The organism is Xanthobacter autotrophicus (assembly GCF_030015065.1).
Taxonomy (GTDB): Bacteria; Pseudomonadota; Alphaproteobacteria; order Rhizobiales; family Xanthobacteraceae; genus Xanthobacter; species Xanthobacter autotrophicus_D.
In genome coordinates this window covers 15,745-35,853 of the sequence record NZ_JAIVFN010000020.1, presented here as the reverse complement: position 1 = coordinate 35,853, position 20,109 = coordinate 15,745, and the positions used below count along the sequence as shown (strand labels likewise).

The 20,109-nt window shown below is 70.1% G+C and carries 15 protein-coding genes and 1 pseudogene; 12 read left to right on the top strand and 4 right to left on the bottom strand.

The window, feature by feature from the left end; genetic code table 11:
* Nucleotides 1–74: 74 nt before the first annotated feature.
* Complete coding sequence (locus K9U40_RS06615; RefSeq protein ID WP_282889418.1) at nt 75–3,044, top strand: bifunctional [glutamine synthetase] adenylyltransferase/[glutamine synthetase]-adenylyl-L-tyrosine phosphorylase; 2,970 nt, start codon at nt 75–77, stop codon at nt 3,042–3,044.
* 54 nt (nt 3,045–3,098) lie between these two features.
* Here K9U40_RS06615 and pepN read toward each other — a convergent pair whose 3' ends face one another.
* Nucleotides 3,099–5,729 (bottom strand): aminopeptidase N, encoded by a 2,631-nt coding sequence (gene pepN / locus K9U40_RS06610; protein ID WP_282889417.1) that lies wholly within the window; start codon nt 5,727–5,729, stop codon nt 3,099–3,101.
* Nucleotides 5,730–6,114: 385 nt separating this feature from the next.
* On the opposite strand from pepN, the gene K9U40_RS06605 reads away from it, so the two are divergent.
* The gene (locus tag K9U40_RS06605; RefSeq protein ID WP_282889416.1) at nt 6,115–6,402 is read left to right on the top strand and encodes a hypothetical protein; all 288 of its coding nucleotides are present in this window, start codon (nt 6,115–6,117) and stop codon (nt 6,400–6,402) included.
* A gap of 45 nt (nt 6,403–6,447) precedes the next feature.
* Here K9U40_RS06605 and hisG read toward each other — a convergent pair whose 3' ends face one another.
* Both hisG and K9U40_RS06595 read right to left on the bottom strand, forming a co-directional pair.
* Nucleotides 6,448–7,422 (bottom strand): ATP phosphoribosyltransferase, encoded by a 975-nt coding sequence (gene hisG / locus K9U40_RS06600; protein WP_282889415.1) that lies wholly within the window; start codon nt 7,420–7,422, stop codon nt 6,448–6,450.
* A complete protein-coding gene (locus K9U40_RS06595) occupies nt 7,419–8,597 on the bottom strand; it encodes an ATP phosphoribosyltransferase regulatory subunit (protein WP_282889414.1) in 1,179 nt (392 codons plus the stop codon). Before K9U40_RS06595 ends, hisG begins: the two co-directional genes overlap by 4 nt.
* A 275-nt stretch (nt 8,598–8,872) precedes the next feature.
* Here K9U40_RS06595 and K9U40_RS06590 point away from each other — a divergent pair, with 275 nt between their 5' ends.
* A complete protein-coding gene (locus tag K9U40_RS06590) occupies nt 8,873–9,178 on the top strand; it encodes an exodeoxyribonuclease VII small subunit (RefSeq protein WP_282889413.1) in 306 nt (101 codons plus the stop codon).
* Nucleotides 9,179–9,226: 48 nt separating this feature from the next.
* Here K9U40_RS06590 and K9U40_RS06585 read toward each other — a convergent pair whose 3' ends face one another.
* Nucleotides 9,227–10,141, bottom strand: coding sequence for a LysR family transcriptional regulator (locus K9U40_RS06585; protein ID WP_282889412.1), 915 nt, complete (start codon nt 10,139–10,141; stop codon nt 9,227–9,229).
* Nucleotides 10,142–10,248: 107 nt separating this feature from the next.
* Here K9U40_RS06585 and K9U40_RS06580 point away from each other — a divergent pair.
* The 9 genes and pseudogenes from K9U40_RS06580 to K9U40_RS06540 form a co-directional block, all read left to right on the top strand.
* Nucleotides 10,249–10,548: pseudogene (locus K9U40_RS06580) on the top strand (Dabb family protein); the annotation flags it as partial.
* Between the two features lie 182 nt (nt 10,549–10,730).
* The gene (locus K9U40_RS06575) at nt 10,731–11,819 is read left to right on the top strand and encodes a maleylacetate reductase (RefSeq protein ID WP_282889410.1); all 1,089 of its coding nucleotides are present in this window, start codon (nt 10,731–10,733) and stop codon (nt 11,817–11,819) included.
* Nucleotides 11,820–11,822: 3 nt separating this feature from the next.
* The gene (locus tag K9U40_RS06570) at nt 11,823–13,232 is read left to right on the top strand and encodes an amidohydrolase family protein (RefSeq protein ID WP_282889409.1); all 1,410 of its coding nucleotides are present in this window, start codon (nt 11,823–11,825) and stop codon (nt 13,230–13,232) included.
* 13 nt (nt 13,233–13,245) lie between these two features.
* Entirely contained in the window at nt 13,246–14,163 is a 918-nt protein-coding gene (locus K9U40_RS06565) for an NAD(P)-dependent oxidoreductase (protein ID WP_282889408.1), read from the top strand.
* Complete coding sequence (locus tag K9U40_RS06560; protein WP_282889407.1) at nt 14,160–15,059, top strand: intradiol ring-cleavage dioxygenase; 900 nt, start codon at nt 14,160–14,162, stop codon at nt 15,057–15,059. Before K9U40_RS06565 ends, K9U40_RS06560 begins: the two co-directional genes overlap by 4 nt.
* Before the next feature lie 184 nt (nt 15,060–15,243).
* Entirely contained in the window at nt 15,244–16,635 is a 1,392-nt protein-coding gene (locus K9U40_RS06555) for an FAD-linked oxidase C-terminal domain-containing protein (RefSeq protein WP_282889428.1), read from the top strand.
* Nucleotides 16,636–16,643: 8 nt separating this feature from the next.
* Nucleotides 16,644–18,182 (top strand): sugar ABC transporter ATP-binding protein, encoded by a 1,539-nt coding sequence (locus K9U40_RS06550; RefSeq protein WP_282889406.1) that lies wholly within the window; start codon nt 16,644–16,646, stop codon nt 18,180–18,182.
* A complete protein-coding gene (locus tag K9U40_RS06545) occupies nt 18,175–19,128 on the top strand; it encodes an ABC transporter permease (RefSeq protein WP_282889405.1) in 954 nt (317 codons plus the stop codon). The genes K9U40_RS06550 and K9U40_RS06545 overlap by 8 nt, the downstream gene beginning before the upstream one ends.
* Nucleotides 19,125–20,099, top strand: a complete 975-nt coding sequence (locus K9U40_RS06540; protein WP_282889404.1) for an ABC transporter permease — start codon at nt 19,125–19,127, stop codon at nt 20,097–20,099. The genes K9U40_RS06545 and K9U40_RS06540 overlap by 4 nt, the downstream gene beginning before the upstream one ends.
* Nucleotides 20,100–20,109 lie beyond the last annotated feature (10 nt).

Here is a 20,109-nt window from a genome sequence, read left to right as displayed (position 1 = left end):
TCGGCTGCTCCCGGGCGTTGCAATTGACGAAGAGGGCTTGCCTAACGCAAGGGCCTGATGCTTTTGATGAAGCCATGCGCGGGCCCCTCGAACCGGAATCGGCCGACCGGCCATCTCTTGCCCTCCTGATGAGGGAAGCACCCGTCCTCGGCGATGGGGAGACGGCAAAGATCAAGCTTTTCCAGGCCATCGAAGGTCTGCCCGAAGCGGAGCGGGCGGCCCTCGACGGCCTGTTTTCGCGCGCGCCCATGGCGCGGGCGGTCTGCCTCGGCATGGCGGAGGGCTCGCCCTTCCTCACCGATCTGGTGCGGGCGGAGCCGGGGCGGCTGGTGCGCGTGCTGTCGCGCGATCCCCATGCGCACCTTGCCGCGCTCATCGCCGATTGCGCCGCCACCGCCGCCACGGGCGGGGAGGCGGAGGTGATGCGCGGGCTGCGCCGCATGCGCAGCGAGGCGGCGCTCCTCATCGCGCTCGCGGACATGGGCGGGGCGTTCGACCTGATCGAGGTGACGGCCGCGCTGACCGAGGTGGCGGACGCCGCGGTGCGCGCGGCTCTCGCCTTCCTGCTCGGTGAGGCGGCGCGCGCGGGCCGGCTCCTGCCGTCCGATCCCTCGGATCCGGCCTTCGGCTGCGGCCTCGCCGTGATCGCCATGGGCAAGCACGGCGCGCGCGAGCTCAATTATTCCAGCGACATCGACCTCGTGGTGGTGTTCGATCGGGAGAAGGCGCCCCTCGCCGAGGAGGTGTCCGCCTCCCCCTTCTTCGTGAAGATCACCCAAGGCCTCGTACGCCTCCTTCAGGAGCGCACGGCTGACGGCTATGTGCTGCGCGTGGACCTTCGCCTGCGGCCCGATCCCGGCTCGACGGCGGTGGCCCTCTCCACCCTCGCCGCCCTCGATTATTACGAGCGCGAGGGCGCCACCTGGGAGCGCGCCGCCTACATCAAGGCCCGCCCGGTGGCCGGTGACAGGGCGGTGGGTCGGCAGTTCCTGGCCGATCTCGCGCCCTTCGTCTGGCGACGGGTGCTGGATTTTCAGGCCATCGCCGACGTGCATGCGATGAAACGGGAGATCCACGCCTTCCGCGGGCATGACGTGGTGGCGGTGGAAGGCCACAATGTGAAGCTCGGGCGCGGTGGCATCCGCGAGGTGGAATTCTTCGTCCAGACCCAGCAGCTCATCGCCGGCGGCCGCGATCCGCTGCTGCGCACCTCGCGCAGCCTCGATGCCCTCGACGCGCTCACCGCCCATCGCTGGATCGAGCCGAAGGTGCGGGACGATCTGGCCGAGGCCTATGTGTTCCTGCGCCGGGTGGAGCATCGCATCCAGATGATGGCGGACGCCCAGACCCATTCCCTGCCCGAGAGCCGGGCCGCCATGGAGGCCTTCGCGCGCTTCATGGGCTATGCCGACCGCGACGCCTTCGCCGCCGCGCTGGTGACGCGCCTCCAGACCGTGCAGACCCATTACGCCAACCTGTTCGAGGACACCGCGCCCCCCGCCGTGCTGGACGCCGACCTGGTCTTCCCACCCGGTGAGAATGACCGCCAGACCCTCGCCGCTCTCGCGCGTCTGGGCTTCCGCGAGCCGGCGGCGGCGAGCGGGCTGGTGCGGCGCTGGCTTTCCGGCGGTCCGCGCGCGCTGAAGACTGAAGCGGCGCGGGCGCACCTTTCGCGCATCGTCCCACTGATGCTGGAGGCGCTCGCGCGCGGCGGCGATCCCGACGGAGCGCTGGCCGCAGCGGATCGCTTCCTCACCGAGTTGCCCGGCCCGCTCTTGCTCACCGCGCTCGACCGGCACCCCGACCTGGTGCGGCTGCTGGCCACCATCCTCACGGCCGCCCCGCGCCTCGGCGAGACGCTGGCGCGCCGGCCCTCGCTCACCGACGCCCTGCTCGACCCGGCCTTCTTCGACGTGCTGCCGGACGAAGCCGGCCTCACCGCCCATCTCGAACACCTGCTCGACACCGCGGACACGGACGAGGAGCAACTCGACCGCGCGCGCCGGTTCAGGCAGGAGCAGCACGTGCTCATCGGCGTGCGCATCGCCTCCGGCACCCTGCCGGCGGCGCGGGCGGGCGAGGCCTATGCGCGGCTCGCCGAAGTGATCATCCGCGCCTTGCACCGGCGTGTCTGGCAGCGCTTCAGGGAAGCCCACGGCACCATCGCCGGGGCGCAGACGGCGGTGCTCGCCATGGGCAAGCTCGGCGGGCGGGAGATGACGGCGGGGTCCGACCTCGACCTCATCGTGCTCTACGATTTCGATGCCGACGCCGACCCCACCTCGGACGGCCCGCGGCCGCTCACGGGCGCGCAGTATTTCGCCCGCTTCACCCAGCGGCTCGTCACCGCGCTCACCTCGCTCACCAATGCCGGCAAGCTCTATGACGTGGACCTGCGCCTGCGTCCTTCCGGGCGTTCAGGCCCGGTGGCGACGCGGCTCACCTCCTTCGCCACCTACCAGCGCGAGGAGGCCTGGACCTGGGAGCACATGGCGCTGACCCGCGCCCGCGTGATCGCGGCCGAGCCCGCGTTCGGCGCCATGGTGCGGGAGGTCATCTGCGGCGTCATGGGCCATCCTCGCGATCCGCGCCGGCTTGCGGGCGACATCCTCGACATGCGCCGCGCCATTGCCGCCGAGAAGGGCGAGGATGACAAGTGGAACCTGAAGCACGCCGCCGGCGGCCAGGTGGATGTGGAGTTCCTCGCCCAGTATCTCGTGCTTGCCCACGCTTGCGCCCATCCCGAGATCGTGGACACGGCCACCGCCCGCGTGCTCGCCACCGCCGAGCGGCTGGGATTGCTGGAGCCGGAGGATGCCCACGTGCTTTCGCGCGCCTGCCGGCTCTACCAGAATCTCACGCAGGTGCTGCGGCTGGCGGTGGACGCCCATGTGGTGCCGGCGGATGCCAGCCCGGCGCTGAGGGCGCTACTGGCCCGCGCCGGCGAGATGCCGGACTTCGCCACCCTGGATGCCGACCTCGCCGACACCCAGGCCAAGGTGCGCGCCATCTTCGAGCGCATGCTGGAGAGGGCGGCGGAGTAAGGGCGACGCAGGGGAGCCGGGGCCATGGCCCCCGGCCCGGTTCACTGTCTCAACTCACCCCAGCGAGCGGGTGGCGATGTCGGACACGTCCGCCGACAGGCCGGGCGTCTCGGCCACCTTGCGCAGGGCGCGCTCGGCGCTGGCGCGCCGCACCGGCTCCAGCTGGCGGAAGGTCTTGAAGGAGGCCAGCAGCCGCGCCGCCACCTGCGGGTTCTTGCCGTCCAGCGACAGCACCACGTCCGCCACGAAGGCGTGGCCGGCCCCGTCCGCCCGGTTGAACTGAGTGGAGTTGGCGGCGGCGAAGGCGCCGATGAGGGAGCGCACCCGGTTGGGGTTGGAGAGCGAGAAGGCCGGATGCAGCATCAGGCCTTTCACCCGGTCAAGGGTCCCTTCGGACGCAATCTGCGCTTGCAGGATGAACCATTTGTCGATGACCAGCGCGTCGCTCTCGAAGCGGCGGTAGAAGGCATCGAGGGCCGCTTCGCGCTCCGGCACGTCGTGCTGGGCCAGCACGGCGAGGGCGGCGAAGCGGTCGGTCATGTTGTCCGCCGCCTCGAACTGGGCTTTGGCGCGGGCGATGCCCTCGGCCGTGCCGGTCACGGCGAGATAGTCGAGGGCGAGGTTGCGCAGCGCCCGCCGCCCGGCCGAGGCGGCGTCCGGCGCGAACGCGCCACCGGCCGCGGCGCTGTCGTAGGTGCGGGCGAAGTCCGCGGCGAGGGCGGTTCCGACAGCGATCCGCAGCGCCTTGCGGGCGGCATAGACGGCGTCGGGATTGACATCGCTGCCAAGCTCGCGCGCGACCTCGCTCTCGCCGGGGAGCGCGAGGGCCTGCGCCTTGAAGGCGGCATCGAGCGTCGTATCGGCCACCACCCCGCCCGCCGCCGTAACCAGCGCGTCCGGCGCCGGCAGGGTGCCGGAGCGGGCGCCGGTCTTGAGCAGCTCGAGGGCGATGCGCTGGAGCGCGTCGAAGCGGTTGAAGGGGTCGCCGTCATGGGCGGCGAGGAAGACCCGGTCAGCCTCGGTGAGGTCGCTGACGAGGTTCACCGGCGCGGAAAAGCCCCGGTTGAGCGAGGGCACGGGCCGCGTCTCGATACCGGTGAACAGGAAGCTCTGGGCGGCCTCCTTCACCTCGATCACCCCATGCTCCACCGGCGTGTTGCCCAGCGTCAGCGGCATGTCGCGCCCGTCGGGGCCCACGAGGCCGAGGGCGAGCGGGATCAGCATGGGTTTCTTGTCGGCCTGGCCCGGAGTGGGGGGCACCGATTGCTTCACGTCGAGGCGGAAGGTACCGGCCTCCTTGTCGTAGCTGCCGCTCACGGTGAGGAGCGGTGTGCCCGATTGCGCGTACCACAAAGCGAACTGGGTGAGGTCGCGGCCGGTGGCGTCGGCGAAGGCGGCGACGAAATCCTCGATGGTCGCGGCTGCCCCGTCATGGCGCTCGAAATAGAGGTCCATGCCCTTGCGGAAGCCCTCCTCGCCTAGGAGGGTTTTGAGCATGCGCACCACCTCGGCGCCCTTCTCATACACGGTCGCAGTGTAGAAGTTGTTGATCTCGCGATAGGTTTGCGGCCGGACCGGGTGGGCGAGGGGGCCGGAATCCTCGGTGAACTGGGCCGCCTTGAGCATGCGCACGTCGGCGATGCGCTTCACTGGCCGCGAGCGCTGGTCGGAGGAGAATTCCTGGTCGCGGAAGACGGTCAGGCCCTCCTTCAGGCACAGCTGGAACCAGTCGCGGCAGGTGATGCGGTTGCCGGTCCAGTTGTGGAAATATTCGTGGGCGATGACGCCCTCGATGCCGGAATAATCGGCGTCGGTGGCGGTCTCGGGGGTGGCCAGCACGTATTTGTCGTTGAAGACGTTGAGGCCCTTGTTCTCCATGGCCCCCATGTTGAAGTCGGAGACGGCCACGATGTTGAACACGTCGAGGTCGTATTCGCGGCCGAAGGCCTCCTCGTCCCAGCGCATGGAGCGCTTCAGCGCGTCCATGGCGTAGCCGGCGCGGGCCTCCTTGCCCTCCTCCACATAGATGCCCAGCTCCACCTTGCGGCCGGAGGCGGTGGTGAAGCTGTCGGCCACCTTCGCCAGCTTGCCGCCCACCAGCGCGAACAGGTAGGAGGGCTTCGGCCACGGGTCGTGCCAGACGGCGAAATGGCGCGAGGTGCCGGGAATGTCGCCGCTTTCGACGAGATTGCCGTTGCCGAGCAGGATCGGCGCCTCGGCCTTGTCCGCCTCGATGCGGGTGGTGAAGACCGAGAGCACGTCCGGCCGGTCGGGATAATAGGTGATGCGGCGGAAACCCTCGGGCTCGCACTGGGTGCAATAATTGCCGGAGGTGCGGTAGAGCCCCATGAGCTGGGTGTTGGCGGTGGGGTCCACCAGCGTCTCCACCTCCAGCACGAAGGCGTCGGCCGGGGGATGGGCGAGGGTGAGGCGCTCGGGGCTCGCCTCGAAGCTCGGACCGGCCAGCGGCTTGCCGTCGATGGCGAGGCGCAACAGGGTCAGGCCGTCGCCCTCCAGCACCACCGGCGCGCCGGCGGTTCCCTCCGGGTTGCGGCGCAGCGCGAGGCGGGCGGTGACGCGGGACTGGGAGGGATGGAGCGCGAAGTCCAGCTCCACCTTGTCCACCAGCCATTCCGGCGGGCGGTAATCGGCGAGGTGGATGGCTTTGGGCTCGGCATCACGCATGGGGAACTCCTCGGGCAACGCCGCACAGACGGCCCTCCCCGTCCGGACTCTTCAGTCCAGGGCGGCCCGGCTCGACCATGCGGCGCAGGGGCGCATTCAATCGGCCGGGGAGAGTAAAGCCCCTGGACCCCCGAGGGAAGGCGGTGGAGGGGCGCCGGCCCGGAATACCGACGCGAAAAGGGCGCGATCCTCCCGGTACCGTGCGGCGGCACCCGGCTCCCGATCCGCCGTACCGGCATCCTCATCGGTCGGGCAGGGGCGCTGATTGACCCGAAAACCGGGCCACACTGTTGCAGGAAAAGCCTCTTATTCAGAAGTGGTTGCATCAATAGGTGACCATCTATCGGAACGGGACCCCGCCCGTATCGAACCGATGGAGATGAAAATGCGCCATCAAACCCTGGGAGCCATCGCTCTCACCACCACCATCCTCGTCGCCGGTGCCGCCATGGCCGCCGACGAGCAGTCCCGAGCACAAGCGGACGTGGAAGCCGCGGCGGGCGCCTATTACACGCCGCCAGACATGCGGTACCGGGAACTCGGCTATGACCGGGGCGTCCAGCTGCGAGAGGATCCATTCACCCAGATGCGGGTGATCGTGGTCGAGCCCGCCCCCCGGCGGATCGACGAGCAGTTCATCGAGCAGGGAGATCGCGGCATCGGCAACGAGTAGCGGTTCCCATTGCCGGCCCAGCGGGGTGCCGGCGGCCTCCCGGCTTCAGCCAAGCCGGGCTTCGAGAGCCTCATAGAGGGGATTGTCCGCCGCGAACACATATTCGATGGGACCAACCGTCACCATGCTCGCCCCCTGCTCGCGGAGGAAGGTGGCGAGGGCGTGCAGCGTGTCCGGCGGGCAATGCAGGGTGAGCATACCGGAGGATGTGGGACCGCCGAACGGTGCAACGCAGCGATAGCGCGCCACCGCCTGGTCCACCAGGGAGGCGTCGCAGCTCGCGAAGCGGGTGCGCACCTCGCGCATGGTCCGCGCGCGCTTTTCCGCTCCCAGCCGGTCGAACATGGCCCGCGCCGCCAAAAGCGCGCTGCCGCTCCAGTTGGCGGTAAGCGAGGCCACGAGATTGGCCTCCGACTTCAGGATGATCCCGTCATCCACCACCTTCAGGGCATTGGCTGACAGCGTCGCGCCGGTGGTGGTGATGTCCACGATGAGCTCGGCAGTGCCGGCGGCGGGGGTGCCCTCGGTGGCGCCCGCGCTCTCGACGATGCGGTAGTCCACGATGCCGTGGCGGGCGAAATAGCCGCGGGTCAGGTTCACATATTTCGTCGCCACCCGGATCCGGCGGCCGGTGCGGCCGTGGAAATGGCTCGCCACGTCGTCGAGATCGTCCATGGTGCGCACGTCGATCCAGGCCTGCGGCACGGCAACGACCACGTTGGCATGGCCGAAGCCGAGCTTTTCCAGGAGCGCGACGCGGCTGTCCGCCTCCAGGATGTTCTCGCGCACCAGGTCCTCGCCCGTCACACCGATATGGGCGGCGCCGGTGGCCAGCGCCGCCGCGATCTCGGAGGCGGAGAGATAGGCCACCTCCACATTCTCCACGCCGCCGAGGGCGCCGCGATAGTCGCGGGCGCCGCGCGCCTGCGTCAGCGGCATGCCGGCGCGGGCGAAGAAGGCGTGGACATTCTCCTGGAGCCGGCCCTTCGAGGGCACGGCCAGAATGAGCGGGCTCGTCATCGGGCACCCTCCGAAGCAGCGGGGAAGGGGGCGGCGGCGAGGGCGGCGAGCCGCTCCACCCAGACGGCGAGGCCGACGCCGGGCACGCAGGCTTCGGCGCCGAGGCGCGCGAGCAGCTTGTCGTAGCGGCCGCCCGCCACCAGCGGCCCGTCGGTGCGCCCGGAGGCGTCGTGCAGCTCGAAGACCATGCCGCTGTAATAGTCCAGCGGCCGCCCGAAGGCGCTGGAGAAGCGCACGTCGGCAAGGTTCACCGCAAAGGCGGTGAGGAAGCCCGTGCGCCGGTCGAAGGTGTCGAGGGCGGCAGAGATGTCGATCCCGGCATCCGCTGCCAGCGCCCGCAGGCGGGCGGAGGCCTCGTCGGGCGTGCCGGAGATGGCGAGGTAGCGGGAGAGGATTTCCCCCGTCTCGCCGGACAGGCCGGCGCCCGCCTCCAGCGAGGACTGCTCCAGGAAGCGCGCGGCGATCTCGGACACCGAGCGCCCGCCGACGGTGGAGATGCCGGCGATGGACAGGAGATCGGTGATGAGGGCGCGCGCCGCCGCGGGATCGGCACCGGCGAGGGCCGCGAGCACGCCCGCATGGGCGGAGACGCTTTCTTGCGGGCGTTCCTTCAGGCGGCTGAGATCGGCGTCGAGCCGGCTCTGGCCGAAATCCTTGAGCAGCCGCCGGCGCAGGGCCGGGGCGAGGGGCAGGGCCTCCAGCAGCGCCGCGAACAGGCCCACGTCGCCCAGCCGGATCTCCGGCTGGGGCAGGCCATAGAGCGCGCACGCATTGAGGCCGAGGGCGATCATCTCCGCGTCCGCCGCCTCGCCGTCGGTGCGGCCGAAGGATTCCACACCGGCCTGCCGGAACTCGCCCGATCCCTCGCCGCTGAAGCGGAACACCGGGCCGAGATAGCTCACGCGCGCCGGCAACGGCATGCGCTCGGCGATGACGGCGCGGGCGACCGGGATGGTGAGGTCCGGCCTCAGGCACAGCTCGCGGCCATCCGCGTCCGCCGTCAGATACATGCGGCGGCGGATGGATTCCCCCGACAGATCGAGGAACACGTCCGCCGGCTGGAGGATGGGCGGATCATGGCGCGAGAAGCCGGCGGTCTCGAAGCAGGCGATCAGCGCGTCTTCGAGGCTCGATGGATCGCGGGGCGGAAAGGGCGCGGACGCCGCGGGCAACATGGGAGATCGTTATCCTGAGGTTTCTGGCCGGCTTCTAGCAAAGGGCGGCCTCCGGGGCCACCCCGGCCGGCTCCAGCCCCCGCTCTCGGCTTGAAAGGGGATACCGGCGCCGCTCCCGCTCCTGCACGCGGAGCGGGGCGCATCGTCCTGCGCTGTCCGTGCCGGCGGGGGAGGAGGCGGCGCGTCTGGGGAACGGATGCGGATCGCCGGGGCATGGGTGAGCCGGTCCCGGATCGGTATAAGGTAGCATCAAGAGGGAATCAGCGGAGGCGGCCATGGCCGATGCGACGAAGGCAACAAGCGCCAGATCCGGCCAGACCGCGAGTCAGGCCGCCAGCCCGGCGGCGGGGGTGGACAAGCTCAGCTTCGAGCAGGCGCTGGCGGAACTGGAGGCCATTGTCGGCAACCTCGAGAGGGGCAGCGTCCCGCTTGAGGAATCCATCATCATGTATGAGCGCGGCGAGGCGTTGAAGGCGCGCTGCGATGCCCTGCTGAAGGCGGCCGAGGCGCGGGTCGAGACCATCACCCGCGATGCCGATGGCCGCCCCGCCGGCACCGCGCCGCTGGACGCGGACGGGTAGAGCCCGCACCCGGTCGCGCACCTTTGCGGAGGCCTTCGGCCGGAGCGCTCACGCCGTCCAGATCTCGCTATGCGACGCCTTGCGCACGTGGTTCACGAGGAAATCGGTGAACACCCGGATCTTGGCCGGCAGGCGCGCCCGGTTCTGGTAGGCGATGTTCATGGTCAGCGTCGGCAGCTGCCAGTCGATCAGGACCGGCACCAGACGGCCGGCGTCGATGTCGCCGTGCACGATGTAGAGCGGCTGGATCAGGATGCCGAGGCCGGCGAGCGCCGCCTGCCGGATGACCTGCCCGTCATTGCAGTTGAGCGCCGCGCCGATGCGCACGGTGCGTTCCACATCGCCCTTGGTGAGGCGCAGCGAGAACGGGTCGGCCGCGAGGTTGTAGACCAGCATGTGGTGGTGGGCGAGATCCGCCGGCTCCTTCGGCCAGCCGTGCTCGGCGAGATAGGACGGCGCGGCGGCCAGCACCCGCCGCATGCGCCCGAGGCGCCGCACCACGATGTTGGTGTCCGGCTCGTGCAGGCGGGTGCGGATGGCGACGTCGATCCCGGCCTCGATGAAGTCGAGATAGCGGTTCGCCACCGCCACGTGCACGTTCAGCTTGGGATAGGTCCTGCGGAACTCCGGCAGCATGGGCGCAATATAGATCATCGCGAACGACAGCGAGCTCGTCACCCTCAGCAGGCCCTGCGGGGAGAGGGTGTGCTCGTTCACCGCCTCCTCGGCCTCGGCAAGCTCGCTCAGGAGCGCGCCGCTGCGCTGGTAGAAGTCCTGCCCCGCCTCGGTCAGCCACAGGCGGCGCGTGTTGCGCTCCACCAGCCGGGCCGAAAGGCGCTCCTCCAGCGCGCTCAGGTGGCGGCTCGCTGCGGCATTGGACATGCCCAGCACCTCGGCGGCGCGTGAGAGGCTGCCCAGCTCGGCCGTCTTCAGGAACACTTCGATCTGCGTCAGGCGATCCACCTTTCCGTTCCGCGTAAAAGACCGTTCCGAAAATTCGAGTTTATTTCCGCATAGCGCAAGTCAAAACTGACCCCCAACGAAAGACCAAACAGGTCGAGGAAACGCCAATGATGGGCCCGATCCGCCATATCGTGATGTGGCGCGTGCGCGGCGACACGCCCGAGGAGCGCGCCACGGCCAGGCTGAAGGTGAAGGCGGCGTTCGAGGGCCTGAAGGGCCGCATCGAGGGCCTGAACCACATCGAGATCGGGCTGGACGTCAGCGACGTGGACTATGCCTGCGACGTGGTCCTCGTCTCCGAGTTCGCCAACCGCGCCGACCTCGAGGCCTACGCCAACCATCCCGAGCATCTGCGCGTGCGGCGCGAACTGTCCGACCTGCGGATCGCGCGGTTCCAGGTGGATTATGTCGCGCCTTGCGCTGCAGGCGCGGCCGAGGCCGCCCCCGAGCATTTCAGCGGGGCCGGCGCGCCGCGTGCCGGCGTCCTCGCGGGAGAGTGATCCGCGGGACCGAGAGTTTCAGCCGAGCGGGCAAGCCGAGGCGCGGGACGAGCCGCGTCGCCGAAAGACGCTCCAGACGGGACGAGCCCATGATCGAGACCTTCACATATGAGGCCCTGCCGATCCGCGTGCGCTTCGGCCGCGGCACCATCGCCGAGGCCGGTGCGGAAGTGGCCCGGCTGGGCGCATCGCGCGCCCTCGTCCTCACCACGCCGCAGCAGGCGGGGGAGGGGGAACGGCTCGGCAGCCTCCTGGGCCCGGCCTTCGCCGGGCTCTTCTCCGGCGCCACCATGCACACGCCGGTCGCGGTGACGCAGGAGGCCATCCTGGCGCTGCACGCGGCCGGCGCGGACTGCGTGGTGTCGCTCGGCGGCGGTTCCACCACCGGCCTCGGCAAGGCGCTGGCGCTTCGCACGGGGGTCCGGCAGCTGTGCATCCCCACCACCTATGCCGGCTCGGAGATGACGCCGATCCTCGGCGAGACCAGGGACGGGCGAAAGACCACCATCCGCTCCCTCGACGTGCTGCCCGAGGCGGTCATCTACGACGTGGACCTCACGGTGGGCCTGCCGCCGGCGCTGTCGGCCACCTCCGGCGTCAACGCCATCGCCCATGCGGTGGAGGCGCTCTATGCGAAGGACCGCAACCCGGTCATCTCGCTGATGGCGCAAGACGCCATCCGCACCCTGTCCTCGGCGCTGCCGATCCTGGTCCACGAGCCGGACAACATGGAGGCCCGCGGCATGGCGCTCCATGGCGCATGGCTCGCCGGCTGCTGCCTCGGCGCGGTGGGCATGGCGCTCCACCACAAGCTCTGCCACACCCTGGGCGGCACCTTCGACCTGCCCCACGCTGAAACGCACACCATCGTGCTGCCCCATGCGGTGGCCTACAATGCCCCGGCGGCGCCCGAGGCCATGGCGGCCATCACCCGCGCCATCGGCGCGCCCGACGCGGCGCAGGGCCTGTTCGACCTGGTCCGTGTCCTCGGCGTGCCGCGCGCCCTGAAGGACATCGGCATGCCCGCCGAGGGCATCGAGACCGCGGCCGACCTCGCGGCCGAAAATCCCTACTGGAACCCCCGCCCGGTCACCCGCGACGGCGTGCGCGACCTGATCGCCCGCGCCTATGCCGGGGAGCGGCCGGGCGCGCGCGTTTCCGCAGAGGAGGCGGCCTGAGCCATGGTCCAGCGCACTCGTTGCCAGAGCACTCCTGCCCAGAGCATTCCTGCCCGGCGCATCCTCATCTCGGGGGCGACCATCCTCTCCATGGATCCCGTCGTCGGCGACCTGCCGGCGGGGGACATCCTGGTGGAGGGCGAGCGCATCGCCGCCATCGCCCCGCGCATCGAAGCGGCCGACGCGGCGGTGGTGGACGGCACCGGTCGCATCTGTGTGCCGGGCTTCGTCAATGCCCACATGCACACCTGGCAAACGGGCCTGCGGAGCCTCGCGGCCGACTGGACGCTGCTGGAATATTTCCGCTGGGTCCATGCGGGCCTCGCCACCCGCTTCCGGCCCGAGGACATCCACATCGCGACCCTCGTCGGCGCGCTCGGCCAGATCGATGCCGGCACCACCACCCTCGTGGACTGGTGCCACAACAATCCCACCCCCGCCCACACCGACGCGGCGGTGGATGCGCTGGCGGAAAGCGGCATCCGCGCCGCCTTCTTCCACGGCTCGCCCAAGCCGGACCCCAAGCCCGGCGAGCCGCATTTTTCCGAGGTGCCGCATCCCCGCGCGGAGGTGGAGCGCCTGCGGCGCGGCCGCTTTGGTGGCGCGGATGGGCTGATGACCCTCGGCCTCGCCATCCTCGGCCCGCATTATTCCACGCTGGAGGTGGCGCGGGCCGACTTCCGGCTGGCGCGCGAGTTCGGCCTCGTCGCCTCCATGCACCAGGGCGGGGGCGTGGCGAAGACGCCGGGCGGATGGGAGACACTCATCGCGGAGGCTCTCGTCGGCCCGGGTATCAACGTGGTGCACGGCAATGATCTGGGCGACGCGCTGTTCGAGCGTCTCGTCGATCTCGGCGTGTCCTTCTCGGTGACGCCCGAGAACGAGATGACCCAGGGCCACGGCTTCCCCGTCACCGGCCGCCTGCTGCAGCGGGGGGCGGCGCCCTCCCTCGGCGTCGATCTGGAATCCGTGCTCGCGGGGGACATGATGGGCGTCGCGCGCATCGCGCTCGGCATGCAGCGCGCCCTCGACAATGCGCAGAGCCGGCGCGAGACCGGCGCCATTCCGTCCACCTCCACGGTCCGGGTGCGGCAGGCCTTGTCGTGGATCACCATCGAGGGCGCGCGGATGCTGGGGCTCGATGACCGCATCGGTTCGCTCGCCCCCGGCAAGCAGGCCGACATCGCGGTGATCGACGCGCGGGCGCTGCATCTCCAGCCGGTGCACGACCCGGTCGCCACCGTGGTGATGCAGGCCGGCCGGGGCGATGTGGAGGCGGTGATGATCGCCGGACGCTTCGCCAAGAAAGACGGAAAGCTCGATGCACCCGGGCTCGACGGCCAGCTTGCCGCGCTCGCCCGCTCGGGTGCGCGCATCGTGGAGGAACTCGGCCTCACCAGGTCGGCGGCGTGAGGGAGACGACGACATGACCGCAACGCAGACCCTCGGATGGATCGGGCTCGGCAAGATGGGGCTTCCCATCTCCACACGCATCGCGGCGGCCGGACGCGACATCGCCGGCTATGATCGCGACCAGGAACGCATCGCTTCGGCCGCCGGTGGTGGCGTGACCCCGGCGGCGACGCTTGCCGACGCGGCCGGTCGCGACATCGTCTTCACCTCGCTGCCCGACGACAGGGCGCTGCGGGCGGCCGCCCTCGACGGGCCGCTGCTGTCGGCCATGCGGCAGGGCGCCATCCTGGTGGAAACCTCCACCGTCAGCCCCGGCATCTCGGCGCAGGTGGCCGAGGCTGCCCGCCAGCGCGGCATCGCCTATCTGAGGGCCCCGGTCTCGGGCAATGCGGCCATCGCCCATACCGGCAACCTCACCTGCTTCGTCTCCGGCCCGCGCGCCGCCTTCGACGCGGTGCTGCCGGTGGCACAGGATTTCACCCGCGCCCAGAAATATCTCGGGACGCAGGAGGAGGCGCGCTACGCCAAGCTCGCCGTCAATCTCATGATCGCGGTCTCGGCCGCCATGATGGGCGAGAGCATCGTGCTGGCCCGCAAGGGAAATCTGCGCTGGGCCGACATCCTCGACGTGCTGAGGGACAGCGCGGTTGGCTCGCCCATGGTCCACTACAAGGCGGCGAGCCTGTCCACGCGCGATTTCATCTCCACCTTCTCCTGCCGGCAGATGGCCAAGGACCTCGACCTCATCGTCGATGCCGGCCACGCCACCGAGATGGCGATGCCCCTCGCCACGCTCACGCGGGAGATCTACGGCGCCCTCATCGGGCGCGGCGAAGGCGAGGCCGACTTCATCTCCACGGTGCGCCTCGCCGAATGGCTCGCCGGGCTCGGCGAGCCGGATCTCGACAAGAACGAAGGGAGGCTCGCATGAGAAACTTCGACCAGTTCACCATCACCGAGGCCGTTCTCGAGCGGATCGCCAACGCGCCCGACCCGCGCGTCCGGGACATCAGCGCGGCGCTGGTGCGCCACCTCCATGATTTCATCCGCGAGGTGCGCCCCACCCAGGAGGAATGGGCGCGGGGCATCGCCTTCCTCACCGACACCGGGCACATGTGCTCGGATACCCGGCAGGAGTTCATCCTGCTGTCGGACACGCTCGGCGTCTCCATGCTGGTGGACGCCATCACCCATGACCATCAGCGCGAGGTCACCGAGAGCACCGTGCTCGGACCCTTCTATGTGGAAGGACCGCCGGAGGTGCCGTGCGGCGGCCGGATCTCCGGCGCGCTGTCGGGCCAGCCCATGTTCGTGTCGGGCTCGGTGAGCCGGCCGGATGGCACGCCGCTCGCCGACGCCATCGTGGATGTGTGGCACTCCGACGAGGACGGCTATTACGATGTCCAGCATCCGGGCGACCAGCCCGGCCGCCATGCCGGTCTCGTGGCGCGGGCGCGCCTGCGCACCGATGCTGCGGGGCGCTTCCACTTCTGGTCCATCAAGCCTGCCGCCTATCCGATCCCCCATGACGGGCCGGTGGGCAGGATGCTGGAGGCGCAGGGACGCCATCCCTGGCGACCGGCCCACGTGCACTTCATGATCGAGGCGCCGGGCTTCGAGCGCCTGGTCACCCACGTCTTCGCCGCCGGCGACGCATACCTCGATTCCGACGCCGTCTTCGGCGTGAAGGAATCCCTCATTCGCGACTTCGTGGAGCACCCCGCCGGCGCCGCGCCGGACGGACGGACCGTGGACCGCGACTGGTGCCACCTGAACTACGACTTCCGCCTCAGCCCCGTTTCGGAAACGGCTTCGCGGGCGGCCTGAACCGGACCGAGTACGTCGCCAAGGTCACCGCACGCGGAGAGCCCGGCAAACGGGCCGATCGCGGAGGGAGGAAACCATGTCTGCCCAAACGGCAATCGACCACGTGAGCATCGATCAGGTGCCCAGCGTTCAAGTGCCCGGCGCCCGAGTGCCCGGAGCCGACCTGCCAGTCGATCGAGTCCCAATGGAGCGGGTGCTGGCCCGGCTTTGCGACATCGTCGGCGCGCGTGCCACCGGCGCCGCCGGCGTGCGCGCCGACCACGGCCGCAGCGAGGCCTACCATGCCGCCCGGCCCCCGGATCTGGTCGTCTTCCCGGAGACGACGCAGGAGGTGGCCGCCATCGTCGCCCTGTGCCGGGACCTGCGCCTGCCCCTGGTGCCGTTCGGCGCGGGCACCTCGCTCGAAGGCAACACCGCCGCGCCGCATGGCGGCGTCTGCCTCGACATGGGCCGCATGGACCGCGTGCTCGCCGTCAATGCCGAGGACATGGACGTGCGGGTCCAGCCCGGCATCACCCGCAAGCAGCTCAACGCGCAGCTGCGGGATACGGGCCTGTTCTTCCCCATCGACCCCGGCGCCGACGCCTCCATCGGCGGCATGACCTCCACCCGCGCCTCGGGCACCATGGCGGTGCGCTACGGGACGATGAAGGACAATGTCCTCGCCCTCGAGGTGGTGCTCGCCGACGGGCGCGTCATCCGCACCGCGCGGCGGGCGCGCAAGTCCGCCGCCGGCTACGACCTCACCCGCCTGTTCGTGGGCGCCGAAGGAACCCTCGGCGTCATCACCGAGGTGACGCTGAAGCTGCATCCGCAGCCCGACGCCATCTCCTCGGCCGTGTGTGCCTTCCCGGACCTCAAGGCGGCGGTGGATACGGCCATCGCGATCATCCAGTCGGGCGTGCCGGTGGCGCGCATCGAGCTGCTCGACGCGGTGATGATCCAGGGCATCAACCTGCATGCCAGGCTCGACCTGCCGGAGATGCCGCATCTGTTCTTCGAGTTCCACGGCTCCAGGGCCTATGCCGCCGAGCAGGCGGAGACCGCGCAGGCGCTCGCCGGGGAATTCGGCGGCCTCGGCTTCCAGTGGGCGACGACGACGGAGGAGCGCAGCCGGCTGTGGCACGCCCGCGACAACACGCTTTATGCCGGCCTCGCGCTGAGGCCCGGCGCGCGGGCTCTGATCACCGACGTGTGCGTGCCGATCTCGCGCCTCGCCGAATGCCTCGTCGCCACCGCTGCGGACATCGCCGAAACCGGCCTGATCGCCCCGGTGGTGGGGCATGTGGGCGACGGCAACTTCCATCTCCTGGTTCTGCTGGATCCGGAGAGCCCCGAGGAAATGGCCCGCGCCAGGGCATTCAACGATCGGCTGGTGCTCCGGGCGCTGGCCCTCGACGGTACCTGCACCGGCGAGCACGGCATCGGCCTCGGCAAGATGGACTTCCTCGCCCTGGAGCTGGGCGAGGCGGTGGACGTGATGCGCGCCGTCAAGGGTGCCCTCGACCCCCTGGGGCTCATGAACCCCGGCAAGATCTTCCGGCCCACCCCATCCAGCGACGGAGAACAGCCATGAGGGCGGTCATGGAGCGAACGCCTCGCCTCGAACTGGCGGCGCCCTTTCCCGCTTCGGGCGCGCCGCTCCTCGAGCTGAAGGGCATTTCGAAGAGCTTTCCCGGCGTGAAGGCGCTGGACGACGTGTCGTTCGCGGTCTGGCCCGGCGAGGTGCACATGCTCCTCGGCGAGAACGGCGCCGGCAAGTCCTCGCTCATGAAGATCCTGTGCGGGGCCTACCAGGCGGACCAGGGCGAATATGTCCACGAGGGCAAGCGGGTGGAGATCCGCTCCCCGGCCGATGCGCGCCGCCTCGGCATCGCGGTGATCTTCCAGGAATTCTCCCTCGTCCCCCATCTGGACATCGCCCAGAACATCTTTCTCGGCCGGGAGTTCGCCTCGAAGATCCCCGGCCTCGTGGATCGCCGCCGCCTCTATCGCGAGGCGAAGGCCGTGCTCGACCTCGTCGGGCTCGACATGGACCCGCGCACCAAGGTGCACAGCCTCGGCGTCGCCCAGCAGCAGATGGTGGAGATCGCCAAGGCCCTGTCCCAGGAGGCGCGCATCCTGGTCATGGACGAGCCCACCGCCGCGCTCTCGGACCGCGAGACCGAGCGCCTGTTCGAGGTGATGCGCCAGCTTCAGGCCAAGGGCGTGGCCATCGTCTACATCTCCCACCGCATGGCGGAGGTGTTCGCGCTGGGCGACCGCATCACCGTGCTGCGCGACGGCAGGCTGGTGGGCCGCGCCCTGCCCGGCGAGACCTCGCCCGACGAGCTGGTGCGCATGATGGTCGGCCGCAATGTGGACATGACCTATCCGCGCCGCTTCGCCACCGAGCCCGGCGCGGTGGTGCTGGAGGTGACGGGCATGAGCGCCCGGAACGGCATCCGCGACATCGACCTCAAGGTGCGCGCCGGCGAGATCGTCGGCCTGTGCGGGCTGGTGGGGTCGGGCCGCACCGAGGTGGCCCGCGCCATCTTCGGCGCCGACGAGGTGACGGCCGGCGAGGTGCGCATCTTCGGCCGGCGCCAGACCGGCGGGCCGGACGCCGCCGCCGTCGCGGGCGTCGGCCTCATCCCGGAAAGCCGCAAGAGCGAGGGCCTCGCCCTGATCCGCACCGTGGGCGAGAACCTCGCCGTTGCCGGCCTGCCCAGGCTGTTCCCCAACATGCTGTTCTCGCCCGGCCGTGCCCGCCGCACCGCCGAGGAGCTGATCGCGCGGATGCGGATCGCCACCCCTTCGCCGAACCAGAGCGTTGCCGTGCTCTCCGGCGGCAACCAGCAGAAGGTGGTGATCGGCAAGTGGCTGGCCGCGGGCACCCGCCTGTTCATCTTCGACGAGCCCACGCGCGGCATAGACGTGGGTGCCAAGTCCGAGATCTTCGCCCTCATCGACCAGCTCGTGGCCGAGGGTGCCGCGGTGCTGATGATCTCCTCCGAGCAGGCGGAGATCGTCCATGTCTGCGACCGCGCCTACGTCATGCGCGGCAAGCGCATCGTCGGCGAACTGTCCCGCGCCGACCTTTCCGAAGAGAACATCGTCCGAATGGGGATGCACCATGAGTGACCAGACCCTTTCCTCCCCCGCCCCGCGCCTCCCGGCGGTGCCGGGCGTCGCCGTGGCCCTCGGCCTCCTGGCGGCGCTGTTCTCGGTGGCGAGCCCTGGCTTCCTCTCCGCCGGAAACCTCTCCAACATCCTGGTGCAGTCGGTGATCCTGCTGCTCCTCGCCTTGCCGATGACGCTGATCATCATGACCGAGGGGCTCGACCTCTCCATGGGCGCGGTGCTCACCCTCGCCTCGCTGGTGCTGGCGCTGATCGTGGTCTCCACAAAGTCGCTGGCGCTCGGCCTTGCCGGCGCGCTGGGCGTCGGCCTCGCCTTCGGGCTGGTGAACGGGTGGCTGGTGTCGGTGCTGTCCATCCCGCCCTTCGTCGCCACCCTGGGCACCCTCGGGGCGGCGCAGGGGCTCGCCCTGATCGTCAGCGACGGGCAGAGCGTGGTGGGCATTCCGCGCTTCGTGCGGCAGGTCTATTCCGGCGAGGTGGCGGGCCTTCCCATGCCGATCCTCATCGGCGCCGGCTTCTACGCCCTGTTCCACGTGCTGCTCTACCACACCCGCTTCGGCACCTATGTGTGCGCGCTGGGCGGCAACCGGGACGCGCTGACGCTGGCCGGCGTGAAATGGCGCCGCCTGCTCGTCGCCGTCTACATGCTGGGCGGGGCCATGGCCGGGGTCGCGGCCCTGCTGATGACCGCCCGCATGAATGCCGGCCATCCCACCGCCGCCATCGGCATGGAGTTCGACGCCATCGCCGCGGTGGCGCTGGGCGGCACCTCCTTCGAGAAGGGCAAGGGCTGGATCTTCGGCACCCTTCTCGGCGTGATCACCGTGGGCGTGCTGCGCAACGGCCTGAATCTCATGGCCGTCCCCTCGTCGGTGCAGGTGGCCTGCATCGGCGCCCTCGTCATCTTCGCCCTCTTCCTCGACGGCATGAGGAGCCACAAGTCATGAGCATCGCCGGCGATATCTCCTCCAGCGCGCCCCGCTTCCACCTGTCGAAGGATGTCGAGCAACTGCTCTACCGGCTGCTGGCCGCAGGACTGCTGTGCGTCGCGCTCAGCGTGATGACGGATGCCTTCCTCACCACAAACAACATCCTCAACGTGCTCCGGCAGGCGAGCCTCCTGTTCTTCCTCGCCGCGGGCCTCACCCTGGTGATCCTCACCGGCGGGCTCGACCTTTCGGTGGGCGCGAACATCGGCCTGTCGGCGTGCCTGGCGGCGACGGTGATCAAGGTCACGGGATCGCCGGTGCTGGGCACCCTTGCTGGCCTCGGGGCCGGCTGCGCCGTGGGCATCTGCAACGGCCTGATGGTGGCGAAGCTGAGGATCCCCTCCTTCATCGCCACCTACGGCATGCTCTGGGTGCTGCACGGCATCACCTATTATTACATGGCGGGCGAGACCATCCACGGCTTCCCGCCGGGCTTCCGGCAGATCGGATCGGGCTATTTCCTCGGCATCCCGATCCCGGTCTACCTGATGATCGGGTTCCTGCTCGCCGGTACCATCTTCGCCCAGCGCACGGTGTGGGGGCAGCAGATCTACGCCATCGGCGCCAATCCGGTGGCGGCGCGGCTCACCGGCATTCCCGTCGATCGCCGGCTGATCCTGGTCTACGCCTTCTCCGGCGCCATGGCGGGGGTCGCCTCCATCGTCTTCCTGGCCCGCCTCAACTCGGCGGAAGGCGATATCGGCGAGGCCATGACGCTGCCCGCCATCGCGGCGGTGCTCATCGGCGGCGCCTCCCTGTTCGGCGGGGTGGGCAGCGTGTTCGGCACCTTCGTCGGCGCCCTGATCCTCACGCTCGTTCTCAACGGCATGAACCTGCTCGCGGTGAATGCGAGCTGGCAGCCCCTGGTCACGGGTGTGATCGTCGTCTTCGCCGTGTGGCTCGACATGCGCGGCCGCCGGCGCACCTGACCGCAGGCCA